Source organism: Sphingomonas sp. (assembly GCF_965200105.1).
Lineage (GTDB): Bacteria > Pseudomonadota > Alphaproteobacteria > Sphingomonadales > Sphingomonadaceae > Solisphingomonas.
This window is the reverse complement of sequence record NZ_CBDATN010000002.1, coordinates 1,878,821-1,893,122: the sequence shown is the minus strand read 5'-3', so window position 1 is coordinate 1,893,122 and position 14,302 is coordinate 1,878,821. Positions and strand designations below refer to the sequence as shown.

Genomic DNA, 14,302 nt, shown 5'->3' with positions numbered 1-14,302 from the left:
CTCAGATCCCCCAAGCCTTCAATCCGTCGTCTATCTTCTTGAACTCGGCCTGGCGCTCCGCCTTGGCCTTGTCGCGCGCGGCCTGATCGGCGGTGATGTCGCGCTTGATCTCGGCGTCGGAGCGGGTGGCTGGCCAGCTCTCGACGTAGACGATCTGCGGCGCCTGCGTGAACTTGCTGTCGTGGTTGAAAGCGAAGACGATGAAGCCGGTGATCGCGACCGCCAGCACCGCGAAGATATATTCGTGCCGCTCCCGCGCGCGCAGGAAAGCCGTTAGGTCGCGGAAGGCGGCGGCGACGTTGAAGCGTTGGGGAAGCGCCATGACGGGAAGATAAGGCCGGCGCGGCGCGCCCGCTAGGCGGCGATCGGAAAGCGCAGCAGCCGGTCGGTCAGCGGCACCAGCGCTTGCGCGGGGCGAGGGCCGATCGCGCGGCGGATCGCCGGGCTGTCGACGTCGAGCCCCCCGGTGAGCGCGCCGAAGGCGGGAAGGATCAACTTGCCCTCGGTCATCACGAAGCAGCGCCGCGCGACGCGGCGGCCCTTCACCGTCAGGCGGAGCTTGGGGTGGAAGTGACCGGAGAGCTCGGGCCGGCGCTCGTCCGCCCGCGCCTCGTGGCGGAGTAGCAGCCCGTCCACTTCCTCCTCGTCGACGAGCGCGCCGCCGCAATGATCGACCAGCGCGGTGGCGCGGGCGTCGTGATTGCCGACGATCCACGTCCAGCGCCTGGCCGACGTCATGCCGCGCAGCGTTTCGCGCGCCGCCGCCGACAGCCGCTCGCACCCGGTGGCGTCGTGGAAGCTGTCGCCCAGGCACCATACCTCGCGGGCTTGGGTGGCGACGAGCAGCGCCGACAGGTCTGCGAGCGTCGCCTCGCTGTCGTAGGGCGGCAGCATCTGGCCGAACCGCGCGAGGAAGCTCGCCTTCTCCAGGTGCAGGTCGGCCGCGATCAGCGCGGCGCGCGCCGGCCACCACAGCACGCCGCCGGGCAGCGCGGCGAGTTCGGTGCCGGCGAACGAAAAGCGAACCATGGCGGGCGCTCTAACGACGCCGCCAGCGCGGTCAAGAACGAGCGGTCAGGCGCCCAGCGAGTCGATCACCGCGCCGACGATGTCGGGCGACTTGGTGGTGAGGCGCGGACTCGGCCGCGCCGCCGCGACGCCGGAGGCCGCCGGCGTGCCGTAGATGAAGCCGTATACCGGGTAGGCGGTGCCGCCGAGGCTCTTGTTACTGTTCCACCACACCTTCACGCGGCTCCAGTCGCCGGTGAGGCTGGTGTCGACGATCGTCACGTCGCGCTCGATCTGCCCGCGCACGCCGCCGATCCGAGACCAATTGGCGTGCGTCACCATCAGGATGCGTGTCGACACGATCTTGCTGACCACCGCGACGTGGCCGAGCTTCATCGGACCATGGGGCCGGAAGACCAGCACCGCGCCGACCTTCGGGCTGCTGCCCTCGGCATAGCGGCCGGAAGCCTGTTCCCACCACGTCCAGGCGTTGCCGAAGATCGTGATGCCCGACATCTCGCGCGCGAAGGGCACGCATTCCAGGCCGGTGCCGATGCGCCCGTCGATCATGTCGGGCAGGTTGGCCGCCTGCGCGGGCACCGCCGACCACGCCATGAGAATGGAAAGCAAAAGCTTGCGAAACACTCGGCTGCCCCCTCGTCGGTCGCTCCCCGAACAAATCGTCGTCTACTCGCCGCAGCCTATTTGGGCGTTAACGGCAGCGTCATTCCGGCGGTGGCTTCGGCGACCAGCGCTTCTGCTTCGACGAGCAGAGCGTCGTCGCCGGAACTCGTCGCGATCCGCTCGCGCCCGATGAGCACGAGCACCGGCACCGCCAGCGGCGACACGCGATCTAGCGCGACGTGGACGATACGCGCCTGCGCGGTATCGAGCAGGTTGGCGAGGCGTCCCACGTCGGTCATCCGAGCACGCGCGTCGTCCCACGCGGCGCGCAGCAGCAGGTGCTCGGGCTCGTAGCGGCGCAGCACGTCGTAGATGAGGTCGGTGGAGAAGCTCACCTGTCGGCCCGTCTTGCGCTTGCCGGGATGCTGGCGCTCGACGAGCCCGCCGATCACCGCCACCTCGCGGAACGCGCGCTTGAGCAGCGCGGACGACTGCACCCACTCGACGAACTCGTCCTCCAGCAGATCGCGCGAGAGCAGCGAGGCGGGATCGGGTATCGGCTTCAGGCAGAAGGCGGCGAGCGCGTAGTCCGACGAGACGAAGCCGATGGGCTGGAGACCCTGCGCCTCCATCCGCTTGGTGACGAGCATGCCGAGCGACTGGTGCGCGTTCCAGCCTTCGAAGCCGTAGATGACGACATAGTGCCGGCCCTCGCGCGGGAAGGTCTCGACGAGCAGCCGGTCGGGCTCCGGCAGGATCGAGCGGAGCTCCTGGTACTGGAGCCACTCGGATACGTCGTCGGGGAAGCGCCGCCACTGGCTGCGATCGAACAGGAAGGTGCGCACCCGATCGGCGAGATTGGTGGAGAGCGGCATCCGTGATCCGCCATAGGTCGGGATGCGCGCGGGGCGGGAGGTGGCGCGGACGAACAGGTCCTCGCCCTTTACGCCCTCCACCTCCAGGCTGAGGCCGGAGAAGAAGAAGGTGTCGCCGGCGCTGAGCTGTGCGGCGAACCCCTCCTCGACGCGGCCCAGCGAGCGGCCGTTGCGGAAACGTACGGTGAGCATCGCCGCCTCGACGATGATGCCGGCGTTGAGCCGGAACTGGGTGACGAAGCCCGGCTTGGTGACGCGCCACACCCCGTCCGGCCCCTCCGTCAGTCGCTTGTACTGGTCGTAGGCGCGCAACGCGTAGCCGCCGGTGGCGACGAAGCCGAGCACGCGGTCGAACACCTCGTCCGACAGCGTGGCATAGGGCGCCGCCTCGCGCACCTCCGCGAGCAGATCGTCGCGGCGGAAGGGCGCGGCGGACGCCATCGCCATGACGTGCTGGGCCAGCACGTCCAATGCGCCGGGGCGGAAGATGTCGGGATCGCGCTCGCCCGCCTCCACCGCGTCGAGCGCCGCCTGCGCCTCCAGATACTCGAAGCGGTTGCCGGGCACGAGCAGCGCCTTGGAGGCCTCGTCGAGCCGGTGATTGGCGCGGCCGATGCGCTGGAGCAGCCGCGACGAGCCCTTCGGCGCGCCCATCTGCACGACGAGGTCCACGTCGCCCCAATCGACGCCGAGATCGAGGGAGGCGGTGGCGACGAGCGCGCGCAGCTTCCCGTCCGCCATCGCCTGCTCGACTTTCCGACGCGCGGCGATGTCAAGCGATCCATGGTGGATGCCGACGGCCAAGTGCGCCTCGTTCACCGCCCAAAGATCCTGGAAGATCAGCTCGGCGAGGCTGCGCGTGTTGCAGAAGATGATCGTGGTGCGATGGCGCGCGATCTCGGCCATGACCTGTGCGGCGGCGTAGCGGCCGGAATGGCCGGTCCACGGCACGCGGCCCTCGGGCAGCAGGATCGAGATGTCGGGATCCGCGCCGGCCTCGCCCTCGACGAGCGCGACGCGGTCGATCTCGCCATCGCCCGAGAGCCAGCCGCGATACAGGTCGGGGCTGGCGACGGTGGCCGACAGCGCGACGCGGGTCATCGCCGGCGCCAGCCGCTGGAGCCGCGCCATCGCCAGCGCCAGCAGGTCGCCGCGCTTGGTGGGCGCGAAGGCGTGGACCTCGTCGATGACGATGCGCCGCAGGTTGGCGAACAGCGCGGCCGAATCGGGATAGCTGATGAGCAGGCTGAGCGACTCGGGCGTCGTCAGCAGCATGTCGGGCGGCTTCACCCGCTGCCGCGCCTTGCGATCGGACGGCGTGTCGCCGGTGCGCGTCTCGACACGGACGTCGAGCCCCATCTCCTCGACGGGGGCGAGCAGGTTGCGCTGCACGTCGACCGCCAGCGCCTTGAGCGGCGAGACGTAAAGCGTGTGGAGGCCGGACGAACCCTCCTCGATCAGCTCGACCAGGCTCGGCAGGAAACCGGCGAGCGTCTTGCCCGCGCCGGTGGGCGCGACGAGCAGCGCCGAACGCCCTGCACGCGCCGCGTCGAGCATCGCGAGCTGGTGGCGGCGCGGCCGCCAGCCCTTTGACGCGAACCAGTCCGTGAGGGCGGCGGGGAGCGCGTCCGCGTCGCGCACCCCGAGCAAAGGCTCAGGCGCCGCCGCGATCCTTCTCCTTCTGGGCGAGATCGCGGTACAGCTTCTCGGTATTGCGATCGGCCTCCGCGACGTTCTTCGCGCTGCGGTTCCTCAGTGTCACGATGATGATGAAGGCGAGCAGCACGAAGCCGCCGATATACGGCACCCAACCCATGATAGATCCTTCCGACGCGAGTTGACTTGCCAACGCTCGCGCGCGGCGTCCGGTGCCGAAGGAACCATGCGCCGCCATCGCCCGCTTCCCCGCCCGACATGCCGCGCCTCGGACACTGGATCGATCCCCGCCGCGAGGGCATCTACCTGCCCGCCGCCGATGCCTGGATCGATCCGTCGCAGCCGAAGCCCCGCGCGCTGGTGACGCACGGCCATGCCGATCACGCGCGCGGCGGCCACGGTGCCGTGCTCGCCACGCCCGAGACGCTGGCGATCATGGGCGCGCGCTACGGCGACCAGAACGGCCAGCCGGTCCGCTATGGCGAGACAGTTCGGCTGGGCGACGTCTCGGCCACCTTCGTACCCGCCGGCCACGTGCTCGGCTCCGCGCAGATCGTGCTGGAGCACGGGCGTGAGCGCATCGTCGTCTCGGGCGACTATAAGCGCCGCGCCGATCCCACCTGCCCGCCGTTCGAGCCGGTGCCCTGCGACGTGTTCGTGACGGAGGCGACGTTCGGCCTGCCGGTGTTCCGCCATCCCGACGCGGGGGAGGAGATCGACCGGCTGCTGGCCTCGCTCCATGCCAATCCCGATCGTTGCGTTCTCGTCGGTGCCTATGCGCTGGGCAAGGCGCAGCGCGTGATCGCCGAGCTGCGCGGACGCGGCCACCATGATCCCATCTACATCCACGGCGCGCTGGAACGGCTCTGCACGCTCTACGCCGATCATGGCGTGGCGCTGGGCGAACTCGTCCTCGCCACCGCCGCGCCCAAGGAGCAGTTGCGCGGGCGCATCGTGCTCTGCCCGCCCTCGGCGCTCAACGATCGCTGGTCGCGCCGGCTGCCCGATCCGATCACCGCGATGGCGAGCGGGTGGATGCGCGTGCGCCAGCGCGCGCGGCAGAAGAATGTCGAGCTGCCGCTGATCGTCTCCGACCACGCCGACTGGGACGAGCTGACCGCCACGCTAGCCGAGATCGCACCGGAAGAGGTGTGGGTGACGCACGGCCGCGAGGAGGCGCTCGTCCACTGGTGCATGACCAGGCAGATGCGCGCGCGGTCGCTGGCGCTCGTCGGCTACGAGGACGAGGACGACTGAGCGGCTTCACCGAACCTTAAAGGGCCGGCGCGCAGGGCCGTCTCGTCGGCGAACGGCCGATCGGCGGGGAAGCCATGGCCACCAGGTTCGCGGAGCTGCCCGAGGAGTTCGCGCCCGAGCCCGTAGCCGTGTCCGGCGGCTACGATCTCGCCGTCGTCGTTCCGACGCGCAACGAGGCCGGCAACGTCGCGCGGATCGTCGCCTCGCTCGACGTCGCGCTTCGCGGCACGCGCTTCGAGATCCTGTTCGTCGACGATTGGTCGACCGACGGCACCGCCGCGGCGATCGCCGAGCTGGCGCGGGGCCGTGCCGACATACGCGTGCTGCGCCGCTTCGGTCGCAGCGGGCTCGCCTCGGCGGTCGTCGAGGGGATGATGGCGACGATGGCGCCGGTGGTGGCCGTGATCGACGGTGACGGCCAGCACGACGAACGGCTGCTGCCGCGCCTGCACAAGGCTGTGGCGAATGGCGCCGCCGACGTGGCCATCGGCTCGCGCTACTGCGCGGACGGGTCCACCGGCGTCTGGAACGAGCGACGGCTGCGCGCCAGCCGCGCTGCGACTCGCCTCTCGCGCCTGGTGCTGCGGACCCCTGTCGCCGATCCGATGAGCGGCCTCTTCGCGATCCGGCGCGACGCGGTGGATGCGCTGCTGCCGAGGCTGTCGGGGCGCGGCTTCAAGATTCTCTTCGATCTGCTGACGTCCGCGCCCGAGCCGTTGCGCATCGTCGAGCTGCCCTACCGGTTCCGCCTGCGCGAGCATGGCGACAGCAAGCTCGGCCCCGCGGTCGCGATCGACTATCTGGTGACGATCCTCGATCGACTGGTCCGCCGCTACCTCCCGTCGCGACTGGTGATGTTCGCGGGCGTCGGCACGCTCGGCCTCGGCATCCACCTGGGCGTGCTCCGCGCGATGCTGGCCGCGCAGCCGAGCTTCGCGCGCGCGCAGGCGGTGGCCGTGGCCGTCGCGATCGCGTTCAATTTCGTCGCCAACAACGCCGTCACCTTCCGCGATCGGCGGCTGTCGGGATGGCGGCTCGTCGCCGGGCTCGCCAGCTTCTACGCGGTGTGCGGCCTCGGCGCGCTTGCCAATGTCGGCGCGGGCGCGGTGCTGTTCGCGCATCATCAGCGCTGGTGGGTCTCGGGCGTGGCGGGGGCGGTGGTCGGCTCGCTCTGGAACTTCGCGGCGTCCACGCTCGTGACGTGGCGCAGGCGGTAGGCGCGGGCGATCGCGTCGCAGGCTAGGCAGGCGACGATCGGCCAGATCAGCCAAGTGTAGCGGATCACCGGCTGGAACGGCACGTAGAGCAGCGTCGGTGTCCACAGATAGGCGGCCGCGTAGAGGTAGCGCCCATCGCGCCGGCGCGCTGCCATCGCGAGCCCGACGAGCGCGAGTGTCGCCAGCGCCGAGACGGTCGTGGCGCGGATCAGCGGCAGTTGCTGGCCGTGCGCGGTCTTGAACAGCCATTTGCGGGTGAACAGCATCTCGCGCAGGTGGCGCGCCCACAGGGTGCCCACGGCGCGTGGGTGCGCGCGCATCCACGCGATCGTCGCGCGGCCGAGTGCCTGCGAGTAGGCGATCTCGCCGCCCGCCGCGATCATCCGCCGCTGCGCCTGCGGGTGGATATAGGGCTGGATCGCAGTCAGCCTGTCCAGGAACACGCGGTCGAAGTCGGCCGGGTGCACGGCGGCGGGATGGTTCGCGACGGCGAGTTCCAGCCCGAGATCGTCGCGCAGCGGAATGGGTCGCCCCATCGTCACCACGTTGCGAACCGTCCACGGTCCGATCAGCAGCGCGAGCGACAGCCCGGCGAGGAGCGCGGGGCGGACCAGCCCGTCGCGCATCCGATGCCGCCACGCGAACAGCAGCCAGCCGGCGAACGCCGTCACCCCCATCACCGGATTGACGAAGAAGGCGAGCGCCGGAAGCAGCGCCTGCAACGCCCGAAAACCCCGCAGCCGCGCGCCATCCTCCGCCCGCAGCAGGAGCAGGAGCGAGCCGGTGGCGAGCGTCAGCCCCAGCCCGCCTTCCCACACCCGCCACTCGAACGCTTCGTCGGTGGTGTAGACGGGTGCCACCGCCAGTAGGACGAACGCCCAGAAGCAGGCGCGGCGCGGCACGCCGATGCGCGCGGCGGCGAGGCAGGTGAGCGCGTAGGCCGCGAAGGTGAGCACCAGCGCCCAGCCGAGCAGTACCGCCTCCGCCGCCGGGCTGCGGATGCCCAGCAGCGCGTATACGACGCCCGCGATCGCCGGCGTCGTCGGCAGCAGGTGCGCGGTGGCGCCCTGTCCGGGGAAGAAGGGATCCGCGAAGCCACGACCGCGCGCGAGCGCGATGGCGACCTCCGCCGCCTCGCCCACCGCAAAGGGGGTGCGCCGCGCCAGCGCCCAGCCGATGCGCTCGGCAAGCCCGATCAGGATCGCGGCGACGAGGATCGCTCGCGTGTGCGGCGAGGCGATCCGCCAGGCGCGCGCCGCTTCGCGCCGCATCGCCGCGATCAGTGGTGTCCGGCGAGCACCGGCTCGACGCCGGACCGGGCGAGCTGATCGTTGATCTGCGCCATCAGCCGGTCGAGCCCGGCCTGGTCCTTCGCCTCGGCGCGGGCGACGAGCACGTCCTGCGTGTTCGACGCGCGCAGCAGCCACCAGCCGTCGGCGGTGTTCACCCGCGCGCCATCGGTGCGGTTGACCTCGGCGCCGGCCTCCTCCAGCCGCGCCAGCACCTCGTCGACCACCTTGAATTTGCGGTCCTCGGACGACTGAAAGCGCATTTCGGGCGTGTTCACCATCACGGGCATGGCCGACTTGATCGCGGTCAGCGAGCCGCCCATCACGCGCACCGATCCGATCAGCCGGATCGCGGCGTACAGCGCGTCGTCGAACCCGTAATAATCGTGCGCGAAGAAGACGTGGCCCGACATCTCGCCCGCGAGCGGCGAGTTCGTCTCCTTCATCTTGGTCTTAATGAGCGAGTGGCCGGTCTTCCACATCAGCGGCGTGCCGCCCAGCTCGGCAATGCGATCGTACAGCGCCTGGCTCGCCTTCACGTCGGCGATGATCGTGGCACCGGGCACCGCCCTCAGCACCGGCTCGGCGAGCACGGCGAGGAGTTGGTCTCCCCACACGACGCGGCCCTCGCCGTCGATCGCCCCGATGCGATCGCCGTCGCCGTCAAAGGCGATGCCGAAATCCAAGCCCTTCTCGGCGACCAGCGCCTTCAGGTCGGCGAGGTTCTTCTCCTCCGTGGGATCGGGATGATGGTTGGGGAAGGTGCCGTCGACCTCGGTGTAGAGCGTGTGGTGCTCGCCGGGCAGCAGTTTAACCAAGCGATCGACGATCGGCCCGGCGGCGCCGTTGCCGGCGTCCCAGCCGATGCGGAAGGCGCCGCCCGTGAACCCCACCATCAGGCGTCCGACATAATCGTCCATGATCGCGTAATCGGAGACGTTGCCCCGGCCTTCTTCCCAGTCGCCGGCTTCGGCAAGGCGGCCGATATCCTGAATGTCGGCGCCGAAGAAGGGCTTGTGCTGGAGCACCATCTTGAAGCCGTTGTAATCGCCGGGATTGTGGCTGCCGGTGATCTGGATGCCGCCGTCCACCTCCAGCGTGGCCTCGGCATAATAGAGCATCGGCGTGGGGCCGAGCCCGATGCGGACGACGTCGACGCCGCTCGCCGTCAGCCCCTCGATCAGCGCCGCCTCCAGCATCGGCGAGTGGGTACGCCCGTCATAGCCGACCGCGATACGCGTGCCGCCCGCGCGCCGTAGCCGCGTGCCGAAGCCGCGGCCGATCGCGGTCGCGTCGGCGGGGCCGAGCGCCTTTCCGACGATGCCGCGGATGTCGTACTCGCGAAGCGACGTCGGATCGAAGCGGTGGGTCATGAGGGTCTCCGGTAGCGGTTCGCGTCTCAATGGCTGACGATTATTACGGTTGCGTCAGCAACAGGTCGCGCGCCGCGTTGACGCGCTGCGCGAGCGCGGCCGAGCCGCCCACGTCGGGGTGCACGCGCGATCAGGCGGCGATGGGCGGCGGCGATGTCGTCGCGCGTAGCCCCCGGCGATACGCCGAGCAGGGCACGCGCCTCGTCGGGCGACAGAGCGGGGCGGCGGCGCTGCGCCAGCCACCAGACGCCTACGATGATGGCGAGCGCGACGAGGAGCTTCACCACGTCCGGCCTTCAGGCGGCGGTGCGCTCGCGCTCCAGCAGCTCGGCCGCCTCGGGCAGCTCCAGCGAGGAGACCATCTCGCGCAGTTCCTGCCGCGCGGCGACGTGGCTCATGCCGGCATTCTCGATCGCGCCCATGTCGAGCAGCGTCAGCCCCTTCGGAAACAGCTCGCGGTAGATCACGCGCTCGCCGAGCCCTGGGATGACACGAAAGCCGACGCGCTTGGAGAGTTCGTCGACCGCCACGCCGACGCGGCGCATGTTGTGCGCGGCGAGGTGCTGGAGCCGATTCCTCAGCACCACCCAGTCGACGGTGGCGCCGTCCGCCTTGGCGCGCACCTTGCGCGCATCCCACACCACCTCGGCGTAGAAGGACGGGCGCTTGATCTTGTAGGTGTCGGGATCGACTTGGCCGATGAGATCGAGGTCGATGAAGCTGTCGTTGATCGGCGTGACGAGCGTATCCGCGCGGCCGGCGGCCTTGAGCGCGTAGGGATCGTCTCGGCCGGGCGTGTCTACGACGATGAACTCGGCGTCCTCGCTCATCTCGTCGAGACGGCGCTCGATATTGGCATCGCGCGAGGGATCGAACACCTCGAAGCGCGGCGTCACGAGTTCGCGCGCCTCGCGCCTGCAGGTGGCGGTGCGGTTTTCCAAGTAGCGCGCCATCGTCTTCTGGCGGGTGTCGAGGTCGATCGCGGCGACGCGGCGACCCTGCGCCGCGAGCGCCACGGCGACGTGCACCGCCGTCGTCGACTTGCCGGTGCCGCCCTTCTCGTTTGCGAAGACGATGATATGCGCGCGGGCCAAGGCTCTGTCCCTCTCGTTGCTGGGCTCGCGCATCGGGCGCCCTTGATCCGGGTCATCCGTCACCGCAATGAAGCCGTCGCCAGTCATATCGGAGCCGAGTCGCCGGTGCAAACGATCCGTGACCTGACGGCGTTGCGCCGCGCCGTCGCCGAAGTCCGCGGGCACGGCGACCGGGTCGCGCTGGTGCCGACGATGGGTGCGCTCCACGCCGGCCACATGGCGTTGGTGGACGAGGCGCGGCGACGTGCGGACACCGTCGTCGCGTCGATCTTCGTCAACCCGATGCAGTTCGGCGCGGGCGAGGACCTCGCGCGCTATCCCCGCCGCGAGGCGGAGGACGCCGCGATGCTGGAGGCGCGGGGCTGCGCGATCCTGTGGGCCCCCGACGCCGCGACGATGTACCCGCAAGGCTTCGCCACCACGATTGCGGTGGCCGGCGTATCCGAGCCACTGGAGGGCGCCGCGCGCGCCGGCCACTTCGACGGTGTGGCGACCGTGGTGTGCAAGCTCCTCAACCAAGTGGCCCCGGACGTCGCCCTGTTCGGGGAGAAGGACTGGCAGCAGCTCGCCGTCGTCCGCCGCATGGCCGCCGACCTCGATCTTCCCGTGGAGATCGCGGGCGTGGCGATCGTGCGCGACCAGCACGGCCTCGCGCTCTCCTCGCGCAACGCCTATCTGACGGCTGACGAACTCGCGGCGGCACGCGCGCTGCCCCGCGCGCTGGAAGAGGCGGCGACCGCGATCGCGCGGGGGGAGCCGGCGGCGGTCGTGGTGGCGCTCGCGGCCGAGCGGCTGACGCGGGGCGGCTTCGCGACGGTCGACTATGTCGCGCTCGCCGATGCCGCGACGCTGCGGCCGGTCGACGCGCTCGATGGGCGTCCCGCGCGGCTGCTCGCGGCGGCGCGGATCGGCAAGGCGCGGCTTATCGACAACATCGCGATCGAACCGAAGTAAACGGCGCCGACGTTAACCAACTTTTTCCCGTTCGGCGGCCAAGTCTCCCGCATGACAGGGGAAGACCGGACATGGGAATCAGCCTTCACGCCGCCGCCATGATGATCGAGAGCAGGCTTCCGCACGCCTCGCTCGACGATCCGCAATCGCTCTACGATCTCGGCATCGCCTTCTCGACGGGCAGCGGCGGCGCCGACGTGGACCTCGTCGCGGCGCACAAGTGGTTCAATCTCGCCTCGGTCGCCGGCGACGAGCGCGCGCAGGAGTGCCGCGCCGAGATCGCCGAGGAGATGACCGCGCGCGAGATCGTCGAGGCGCAGAAGCAGGCGCGCGCCTGGCTCCAGCTCAGCCAGCGGCGCGCCGCCTGAGCGGCTAGCCCCGCTTGAACGGGGCGAGCTCTCCCAGCATCTCGATGTCGCGCGCGACCGCATCGCGCTCGCGCTCCAGAAAGTCCGCCACCGCAGCGCGAAAGCCAGGGTGAGGGATGTAATGCGCGGAGTAGGTCGGCACCGCCCGATAACCGCGCGCTAGCTTGTGCTCGCCCTGCGCGCCCGCCTCGACGCGCGAGAGGCCGCGCGCGATCGCCTCCTCGATCGCGCGGTAATAGCATAGCTCGAAGTGGAGGAAGGGCACTTCCTCGGTCGTCCCCCAGTAGCGCCCGTAGAGTGCGTCGCGCCCGATCAGGTTGAGCGCGCCGGCGATCGGCTTGCCGGCCCGATAGGCGAGGAACAGCAGCACCTTGTCGGGCATCCGTTCGGTCAGCATCGGAAAGAAGCGGCGGGTGAGATAGGGCCGGCCCCACTTCCGGCTGCCGGTATCCTGGTAGAAGGCCCAGAAGGCGTCCCACTCCGCCGCCCCGATCTCCGGCCCGGCCAGCGCGCGCACCTCCAGCCCCGACACCGCCGCCTCGCGCTCCTTGCGGATCGCCTTGCGCTTGCGCGACGCCAGCGCGTCGAGAAAATCGGCGAAGTCACGATAGCCGTCGTTGATCCAGTGAAACTGGCTGCCCGCCCGGATCATCCAGCCCGCCGCCTCGAAGTGGGCGAGCTGGGCCTCCTCGACGAAGGTCGCGTGCGCCGAGGAGAGATCGTGCTGGCGCACCACCGCCTCGGCGGCGGCGAGGAGCGCGGGTGCCGCGGCGGGATCGCGCAGCAGCAGGCGCGGGCCTGGCACCGGCGTGAACGGCACCGCCACCTGGAGCTTGGGATAGTAGCTGCCGCCGGCGCGCGACCACGCGTCCGCCCAGCCGTGATCGAAGACATATTCGCCCTGGCTGTGGCTTTTGGCGTAGCCGGGCAGGATGCCGGCGGGGCGGCCATCGCCGCCGTCGACGACGATCGGCAGCGGCTGCCAGCCGGCGCGCGCGGTGGCGCTGCCCGAGTCCTCGAGCGCGGAGAGGAAGGCGTGGCTGACGAAGGGATTGGCGTCGCCCGCGCAGGCGTCCCAGTCCGCCGCGGGGATCGAGCCGACGCCGTCGCCGAGGCGGGCGGTGACTTCGGTCACGACGCTCGCTGGCGATCAGGCGGCGCGCACGGCGACGATCGCATCCACCTCGACCGCCGCGCCGAGCGGCAGCACCGGCACGCCCACCGCCGACCGCGCGTGGCGCCCGGCCTCGCCGAACAGATCAGCCATCAGCTCGGAGGCGCCGTTGGCGACCTTGGGTTGATCGGTGAAGTCCGGCCCGCTCGCCACGAAGGCGCCGAGCTTCACCACGCGCTCGACCCGGTCGAGCGATCCGCCCAGCGCCGCCTTGACCTGCGCCACCAGCATCAGCGCGCAACGCCGCGCCGCCTTCTGCCCGCGCTCGACATCGTCCGCAGAGTCCAGCCGCCCGGTCATCAGCGCGCCCGCCTCGTCGAAGGGAAGCTGGCCCGAGACGTGGAGCAGGCCGGCCGCCTCGACGACGGGCACGTAGGCGGCGACGGGCGCGGCGGGCTTGGGAAGCGTGAGGCCAAGTTCGGCGAGGCGGGCGTCGATGTCCATCGCGCGGCCGCTACGCCCCGCGCTCCGCCTCGGTCAAGGCGGGAGCGGGGAGCGGGGCGGGACCTTCGGCGAAGCGCGCCTCGATCCACTCCGCCGCCTCGCGCCAGTCGTCGATGCGGGCGTGCGAGTCGGGCGCGCGCGGGCGGCGCACCGCCACCTGCGGCTCGGCGATCATGTGCAGCCGCCACACCTCGGGGCAGTGCTCCGCCACCGACTGCTGCTGGAAGGCGAGATCGTCGACGAACACCGCCGCCGACGGCCGGAACTCGTCGAGCAGCGCGCGCAGCGCCGGCCCCTTGCCGCCCTGGTTGCAGACGACGCGGTGCGCGATGCCATGGCCGCGAAGCTGCTCGACGCGCGGCGCCTGGCGGTAATCGCCGAGATTGGTGAGGATGACGATGTCGGCGTGCGCGCCGATCCGCTCCAGCGCGTGCAGCGCGTGCGGCACCAGCGTCTGGCGGCGCATTTCGGTGTCGAAGAAGCTGTCGAGATAGGGCCAGATCTCGGGGCCCGGCACGATCGCGCCGGTGTCGCGGCGGACCAGCGCCTCGCCCCAATTCTCCTCGTGGAGCGCGAAATCGATGGCGTGCTCGTCCGACAGCCAGTCGCGGAAATGCGCGACCATGTGGAGCAGCACCTCGTCGCAGTCGGAGACGAGCAGCGGGCGTCCGGTTGCGTCGGCGTTCATGCCGCCTCCAGCGCGCGTTGCGCGGCGATCAGCGCGGCGGGCTCGGTGCCCAGCGCGTCGGCGCAGGCGACGAGGTCGGGCTCGTGCGCCGCCAGGAAGCCGAGCGTGGCGGCGAGCAGCGCCGGTTCGGCCGCGCGCATCCGCAAGCCCGCCGCGTCTAGCCCGGTCAGCGCGAGCAGGCGCTCGGCACGCTGATCGTCGGCGAGTGTCCACGCCAGCGCGGCGAGCGCCAGGGCGTGGGGATCGGGCGTGTTTGTGTCGTACGCGCGCATCGCCTATCT

General features: G+C 70.8%; 17 protein-coding genes. 4 read left to right on the top strand and 13 right to left on the bottom strand.

Annotation, left to right across the window (positions count from 1 at the left end):
• Position 1: 1 nt before the first annotated feature.
• Genes ACOFKX_RS10775 through ACOFKX_RS10755 form a run of 5 tightly spaced genes read right to left on the bottom strand, consistent with a single transcriptional unit; the run spans position 2 to position 4,323 of the window.
• Positions 2-322 (bottom strand): hypothetical protein, encoded by a 321-nt coding sequence (locus ACOFKX_RS10775; RefSeq protein WP_419826978.1) that lies wholly within the window; start codon positions 320-322, stop codon positions 2-4.
• Between the two features lie 32 nt (positions 323-354).
• Complete coding sequence (pdeM, locus tag ACOFKX_RS10770) at positions 355-1,029, bottom strand: ligase-associated DNA damage response endonuclease PdeM (RefSeq protein ID WP_419826977.1); 675 nt, start codon at positions 1,027-1,029, stop codon at positions 355-357.
• Between the two features lie 45 nt (positions 1,030-1,074).
• Positions 1,075-1,653, bottom strand: coding sequence for a CHAP domain-containing protein (locus ACOFKX_RS10765; protein ID WP_419826976.1), 579 nt, complete (start codon positions 1,651-1,653; stop codon positions 1,075-1,077).
• Between the two features lie 56 nt (positions 1,654-1,709).
• Positions 1,710-4,148 carry a ligase-associated DNA damage response DEXH box helicase gene (locus ACOFKX_RS10760; RefSeq protein ID WP_419826975.1) on the bottom strand — a complete coding sequence of 813 codons (2,439 nt, stop codon included), beginning with the start codon at positions 4,146-4,148 and terminating at the stop codon, positions 1,710-1,712.
• 13 nt (positions 4,149-4,161) lie between these two features.
• Positions 4,162-4,323 (bottom strand): hypothetical protein, encoded by a 162-nt coding sequence (locus ACOFKX_RS10755; protein ID WP_419826974.1) that lies wholly within the window; start codon positions 4,321-4,323, stop codon positions 4,162-4,164.
• A gap of 98 nt (positions 4,324-4,421) precedes the next feature.
• Between ACOFKX_RS10755 and ACOFKX_RS10750 the strand changes: the two genes are divergently transcribed.
• The gene (locus ACOFKX_RS10750; RefSeq protein WP_419826973.1) at positions 4,422-5,420 is read left to right on the top strand and encodes a ligase-associated DNA damage response exonuclease; all 999 of its coding nucleotides are present in this window, start codon (positions 4,422-4,424) and stop codon (positions 5,418-5,420) included.
• A gap of 74 nt (positions 5,421-5,494) precedes the next feature.
• Positions 5,495-6,637, top strand: coding sequence for a glycosyltransferase (locus tag ACOFKX_RS10745; protein WP_419826972.1), 1,143 nt, complete (start codon positions 5,495-5,497; stop codon positions 6,635-6,637).
• Here the strand turns inward: ACOFKX_RS10745 and ACOFKX_RS10740 are convergent.
• The 4 genes from ACOFKX_RS10740 to ACOFKX_RS10725 are packed head-to-tail and all read right to left on the bottom strand — an operon-like array spanning position 6,544 to position 10,426.
• Complete coding sequence (locus ACOFKX_RS10740; RefSeq protein ID WP_419826971.1) at positions 6,544-7,908, bottom strand: hypothetical protein; 1,365 nt, start codon at positions 7,906-7,908, stop codon at positions 6,544-6,546. The genes ACOFKX_RS10745 and ACOFKX_RS10740 overlap by 94 nt on opposite strands.
• Before the next feature lie 8 nt (positions 7,909-7,916).
• Positions 7,917-9,299 (bottom strand): phosphoglucomutase/phosphomannomutase PgmG, encoded by a 1,383-nt coding sequence (pgmG, locus tag ACOFKX_RS10735; protein WP_419826970.1) that lies wholly within the window; start codon positions 9,297-9,299, stop codon positions 7,917-7,919.
• Positions 9,300-9,325: 26 nt separating this feature from the next.
• Positions 9,326-9,583 (bottom strand): J domain-containing protein, encoded by a 258-nt coding sequence (locus ACOFKX_RS10730; RefSeq protein ID WP_419826969.1) that lies wholly within the window; start codon positions 9,581-9,583, stop codon positions 9,326-9,328.
• A 12-nt stretch (positions 9,584-9,595) separates the two neighbouring features.
• Positions 9,596-10,426, bottom strand: coding sequence for a division plane positioning ATPase MipZ (locus ACOFKX_RS10725; protein WP_419826968.1), 831 nt, complete (start codon positions 10,424-10,426; stop codon positions 9,596-9,598).
• Between the two features lie 72 nt (positions 10,427-10,498).
• On the opposite strand from ACOFKX_RS10725, the gene panC reads away from it, so the two are divergent.
• The gene (panC, locus tag ACOFKX_RS10720) at positions 10,499-11,347 is read left to right on the top strand and encodes a pantoate--beta-alanine ligase (protein WP_419826967.1); all 849 of its coding nucleotides are present in this window, start codon (positions 10,499-10,501) and stop codon (positions 11,345-11,347) included.
• Positions 11,348-11,418: 71 nt separating this feature from the next.
• On the top strand, positions 11,419-11,715 hold the full coding sequence (locus ACOFKX_RS10715; protein WP_419826966.1) for a hypothetical protein: 297 nt from the start codon (positions 11,419-11,421) through the stop codon (positions 11,713-11,715).
• A gap of 4 nt (positions 11,716-11,719) precedes the next feature.
• Here ACOFKX_RS10715 and ACOFKX_RS10710 read toward each other — a convergent pair whose 3' ends face one another.
• Genes ACOFKX_RS10710 through ACOFKX_RS10695 form a run of 4 tightly spaced genes read right to left on the bottom strand, consistent with a single transcriptional unit; the run spans position 11,720 to position 14,293 of the window.
• Positions 11,720-12,850 carry a GNAT family N-acetyltransferase gene (locus ACOFKX_RS10710; protein WP_419826965.1) on the bottom strand — a complete coding sequence of 377 codons (1,131 nt, stop codon included), beginning with the start codon at positions 12,848-12,850 and terminating at the stop codon, positions 11,720-11,722.
• A 15-nt stretch (positions 12,851-12,865) separates the two neighbouring features.
• Entirely contained in the window at positions 12,866-13,333 is a 468-nt protein-coding gene (locus ACOFKX_RS10705) for a RidA family protein (protein ID WP_419826964.1), read from the bottom strand.
• A gap of 10 nt (positions 13,334-13,343) precedes the next feature.
• A complete protein-coding gene (locus ACOFKX_RS10700; protein ID WP_419826963.1) occupies positions 13,344-14,021 on the bottom strand; it encodes an HAD family hydrolase in 678 nt (225 codons plus the stop codon).
• Positions 14,018-14,293: a DUF3572 family protein gene (locus tag ACOFKX_RS10695; RefSeq protein ID WP_419826962.1), complete on the bottom strand. Its 276-nt coding sequence runs from the start codon at positions 14,291-14,293 to the stop codon at positions 14,018-14,020. The genes ACOFKX_RS10700 and ACOFKX_RS10695 overlap by 4 nt, the downstream gene beginning before the upstream one ends.
• Between the last annotated feature and the right edge of the window lie 9 nt (positions 14,294-14,302).